The sequence below is a fragment of the Microbacterium sp. genome (genome assembly GCF_029263575.1).
GTDB lineage: Bacteria > Actinomycetota > Actinomycetes > Actinomycetales > Microbacteriaceae > Microbacterium.
This window is the reverse complement of sequence record NZ_JAJUFV010000198.1, coordinates 1-4,648: the sequence shown is the minus strand read 5'-3', so window position 1 is coordinate 4,648 and position 4,648 is coordinate 1. Positions and strand designations below refer to the sequence as shown.

The window sequence follows — 4,648 nt, the reverse complement described above, 5'->3', positions numbered from 1 at the left end:
CGTGACCTATGGTCACGTGCCGTCCATCGTCATGACACTGGGAACGCTCGCCGCGTACCGCGGGATCTCGTTCCTGATCACCGGCGGATACTCCATCGAAAGCCTTCCGGCCGCCTACCGCCAGATCGGGCGAATCGAACTGCTCGGGCTTCCGATTCTCGTCTGGGCGACCATCGTCCTCATCATCCTCATCGCGCTGCTCATGGCCCGCACGAAGTTCGGCCGTAGTTTCTACGCCACCGGCGACAATGCCGACGGTGCCTACCTCGTCGGAATCTCCACGAACCAGTTCGTGATTCTCGCGTACACACTCTCGGGCGTGCTCGCCGCGCTCGCCGCGCTGGTGTTCCTCGCCCAGGTCGGATCGATCGGAAACCAGGCCGGCCAGGGCATCGAGATGCGTGCAATCGCAGCAGCCGTGATCGGTGGCGTCTCTCTGACCGGTGGCGTCGGCACCGTCGCGGGTGCCGCATTCGGTGCGCTGTTCATCACCGCAGCGACCAGCTCGCTGAGCTTCCTGCGCATCCCCGGCTCCTGGTCGGACACGGTGATCGGCGCAATTCTGCTCATCGCCCTGTTCGCCGACTCGCGGGTGCGCGCACTCATGTCGAAACGGAGACTGGCCGCCCGTTACGCAGCCTTGGACGACGAGCCGAGACCGACACACGAACCCGCCGAAAGTGAGGTCCGCTCATGAACGCTCTCAAAGCACGGCTGAAGCCCTTCGCCCGCTGGGAGGTCAGCCTCATCGGTGTGCTCATCCTGGAGCTCATCATCTTCAGCACGCTCAGCCCGAAGTTCCTCGACCCGAACCGCCTGTTGTTCTCGATGTCGGACTTCATCTACCTCGGCATCATCGCGCTGCCGCTGGCTGTGGTCATGATCACCGGCGGAATCGACATCAGCTTCGCGTCGATCGCCTCGCTGTCGTCGATCATGATGGGCGTCGCTTTCAAAACCGGTGCGAACATCTGGGTCTCCGTGCTCGTCGGCCTCGCCGCCGCGGTGGCAGCCGGGCTCGTCAATGGCCTGCTCATCATCGTCACCCGAGCCAACCCGATGGTGATCACGCTCGGAACACAGTTCCTGTTCGCGGGGCTCGCGCTGGCGGCATCCGGTCTCGCGGGTGTCTCGGCCTTCGAAGGCGTCTCGGGGCTCCCTGAGGAGTTCACGGCCATCGCCGGAGGCAGAACGCTCGGACTGCCGAACATGCTGATCGTGTTCATCATCTTCGCGGTGCTGTTCGCGATCCTTCTCGCCCGCACCACCTTCGGTCGACAGGCTCGTCTCATCGGTGCCAACCCCATCGCCGCCCGGTATGCCGGGTTCCGATCGGATGCCGTGATCATCGGCGCCTACATCCTCACCGCCCTGGCTGCGGGAGTGGTCGGCCTGCTGCTTTCTTCGTACGTCGGCTCTGCCCGCGCTGACGTCGGAAGCGCGCTGCTCATGCCCGTGCTCACCCTCGTCGTCATCGGCGGTGTGTCGATGTACGGGGGCGAGGGCACGATCTTCGGCGTCATCGTGGCGACCTTCGTGATCGGCTTCCTGCAGCAGGGCCTGCGCTTCGCGGGACTGACCGAGAACGAGGTTGCCGTGTTCACCGGTGTGATCCTCGTCACCGTCGCCAGCCTGCGCTGGTGGAGCGGGCGCTGGTCAGAGCGCGTGCGCAACAGCCGCGTGCGGCGCGAGAACCTGCGCCAGATGGGCATGACAGCCGAAGCCAAACGCGCCGACATCAACGTATAACTCCCGAAAACCCAGAGTGCAATACCCCGAAACGGCAAGAGATTGCCGCCCAACGATTGGAGAGATTCGATGCGGAATCGAATGAAGGTCGCCATTGCGGCCATCGCAGTAGGAATGGTCGCCCTCGCCGGCTGCAGCTCAAGCGGCGGTGGCGAAGGCGGCGGAGAGGGTGGCAACGCTGACGGCGCTCAGATCGCCTTCATCCCCAAGCTCACCGGCGTCGGCTTCTTCGAGGCCGGCGGCGAGGGCGCTGTCGGCGCGGGCGAGGACCTCGGACTCGACGTGCAGTACCTCGGTTCGCCCGAAGCCTCGGCAGCGAAGCAGGTTGAGCTCATCAACACCTACGTCGGCCAGGGCTTCGACGCGGTCATCGTCTCGGCCACGACCCCCGACGGACTGTGCCAGTCTCTCGACAAGGCACGCGAGCAGGGCGTTGTCACGCTGACGTGGGACTCGGACGTCAACCCCGAGTGCCGCCAGTTCTACATCAGCCAGGGAACCCCCGACCAGCTCGGTGAACTGCTCGTCGACATGACGCTAGAAGACATCAGCGCCTACGACGCAGCTCAGGTGTCCTTCCACTACTCGAGCCCGACCGTGCCCTACCAGACCCCATGGGCCGAGGTCGCGAAGTCGATCATCGCGGAAGACACCAGCTGGGAGGTCGTCGACACGATCTTCTCAGAGAACCAGACCGAGATGGCCGTGCAGCAGGCAGAGGCGCTCATCAACGCCAACCCTGACCTGAAGGCGATCATCGCTCCCGACGCCAATGCTCTCCCGGGTACCGCTCAGGCGCTGGAGAACCTCGGCCGCACCGACATCACCCTCGTCGGCTTCTCGACCCCGAACGCGATGAAGGAGTACATCGCCAACGGAACCCTCAAGCGCTTCGCACTGTGGGATGCACAGGCACAGGGCGCCCTCTCGGTGCACATCGCCAAGATGCTCATCGAGGGCGAAGAGCTCAACGTCGGAGACACCTTCGAGGTCGAGGGCTTTGGCGAGCTCGAAGTTCAGCCGAACTCGGTTCAGGGCTACGACTACGAGGCAGATGGCAACGGCATCATCGTGATGCCCGAGCGCACTGTCTTCACGGCAGACAACATCGACGACTACGACTTCTAGTCGTCACGTGTGGTGAGGATGCGAGAGCATTCTCACCACACCCCCTCAACTTTCATGAGATCACGAGCCGGAGAGGATGCGCGATGAGCAGCGCAGACAGCACCAACTGGGAGACCCGCGAGCAGATCCTTCGGGCTGCCTGGTACTACTACGTCGATCAGCTCACGCAAGACGAGGTCGCCAAGCGCCTCTCGATCTCTCGCGCGACGGCCGGGCGCCTGCTGGAGCGCAGCCGCCAGTCCGGCATCGTGACATTCACGCTCGGCTCCAGCAACTTCGACGCGTTCCAGGTGGGACGAAAACTTCGCGAGGCGTTCGACCTCAAAGAGGCCCTGGTGCCTCCTGCGCTCGAAGACCCGCTGAGCGAGCCGCACGCGATCGCGCAGCGTCTCGCCAGAGGCGGCGCCCAGTACCTGCAGAACGCGCTCGACACCGGCCAGACGCTCTCTCTCGGGTGGGGCGAGACCGTGCAGGCCACCATGGAACGGCTGCCGGTCGAGCAGCGTGAGAAGGTCACCACCGTGACGCTCACCGGTGGTGTGAACACGTATGTGCCGACGCCCCGGCGAGGCCACGCTGCCCCCGGCTTACACTTCGACGCCGTCATTCCCGCGCCGATCGTGGTCTCGTCTGCGAAGCTCGCCGAAGACCTGCGTTCCGAAACCGTGATTCAGAGCGTGCTCGAGCGCTCGCGGTCGGCCGACCATGCGCTGGTCGGCATCGGCGGCCTCGCTGAGCAGGCCACACTCGCCCAGCAGGGCTACGTGACGGATGCTGAACTCGCCGAGTTCCGTGCACAGGGCGCGGTCGGCGACATCCTGGGCATGTTCTACAACGCCAACGGTGACGTTCTCGATGTGCCGCTGCACAAGCGACGCATCGGCATCGATGTCGATGAACTCCGTGACATCCCGAATGTGGTCGGCATCGCCGGCGGCATGTCGAAGGTCGAGGCGATCCTCGGTGCGCTCCGCGGCGGATACCTCGACGTGCTGGTCACGACAGAAGACGTCGCCCGCGCTCTGCTCGCGGCCGAAGGCATTGACGTCTGAGGAGGAGATTCCATGAAATATGTACTTGCTGTCGATGCTGGCACCGGATCGGTGCGCGCCTGCGTCTTCGACGCTGAGGGAACCCCCGTCGCGATCTCGCAGCGCAGTTGGGAGCACGACCCGGAGCCCGGCATCCCGGGATCGATGAGCTTCGCGACCGATCGCAACTGGACGCTCATCCTCGAGATCATCCGTGAAGCCGTGGCGACCGCTGGCATCGACGCATCCGACATCGTGGCCGTCAGCTCGACCTCGATGCGCGAGGGAATCGTGCTGCTCGACGCCGAGGGGCGCGAGGTCTGGGCCTGCGCCAACGTCGATGCCCGCGCTGAGGCCGAGGTTCGCGCGCTCGCGACGGAACCCGAACTCGAAGAGCGTATCTACGGAGAAACCGGCCAGACCTTCGCGCTGACAGCCGGGCCGCGCCTGCTCTGGTTGAAGACGCACCGGCCCGATCTCTACGACCGTGCGGCCACGGTGCTCATGCTCAGCGAATGGGTGCTGTTCCGCCTCAGCGGAGTGCGCGCGATGGAGCCGTCGAACGGGTCAACCTCGGGCTTCGTGTCGCTCGCGACCCGTTCCGGCGACCCCGAACTGCTGCGCCTGTGCGGGCTGCGTGACGACATCCTCCCCGAAACGGCAGAGCCGGGAACCGTGATCGGCACCGTGACAACGCAGGCAGCCGCAGAGACGGGGCTCAGCACGTCGACCCGCGTCGT

4 protein-coding genes and 1 pseudogene are annotated in these 4,648 nt (G+C 65.0%); all 5 read left to right on the top strand.

What is annotated here, in order from left to right; genetic code table 11:
* Positions 1-697 (top strand): annotated as a pseudogene (locus Q1J95_RS14585) (ABC transporter permease); the annotation flags it as partial.
* On the top strand, positions 694-1,749 hold the full coding sequence (locus Q1J95_RS14580; RefSeq protein ID WP_300268867.1) for an autoinducer 2 import system permease LsrD: 1,056 nt from the start codon (positions 694-696) through the stop codon (positions 1,747-1,749). The pseudogene Q1J95_RS14585 and the gene Q1J95_RS14580, both read left to right, overlap by 4 nt.
* A gap of 81 nt (positions 1,750-1,830) precedes the next feature.
* Complete coding sequence (lsrB, locus tag Q1J95_RS14575) at positions 1,831-2,877, top strand: autoinducer 2 ABC transporter substrate-binding protein LsrB (RefSeq protein ID WP_300268865.1); 1,047 nt, start codon at positions 1,831-1,833, stop codon at positions 2,875-2,877.
* A gap of 83 nt (positions 2,878-2,960) precedes the next feature.
* Positions 2,961-3,929, top strand: a complete 969-nt coding sequence (locus tag Q1J95_RS14570; RefSeq protein WP_300268862.1) for a sugar-binding transcriptional regulator — start codon at positions 2,961-2,963, stop codon at positions 3,927-3,929.
* A gap of 12 nt (positions 3,930-3,941) precedes the next feature.
* The coding region (locus Q1J95_RS14565; RefSeq protein ID WP_300268859.1) for an FGGY family carbohydrate kinase at positions 3,942-4,648 on the top strand (707 nt) is incomplete at its 3' end.

Coding starts and splice junctions, on each gene's coding strand:
- lsrB (WP_300268865.1), top strand. CDS start 1,831: ATGAAGGTCGCCATTGCGGCCATCGCAGTAGGAATGGTCGCCCTCGCC.
- Q1J95_RS14580 (WP_300268867.1), top strand. CDS start 694: ATGAACGCTCTCAAAGCACGGCTGAAGCCCTTCGCCCGCTGGGAGGTC.
- Q1J95_RS14570 (WP_300268862.1), top strand. CDS start 2,961: ATGAGCAGCGCAGACAGCACCAACTGGGAGACCCGCGAGCAGATCCTT.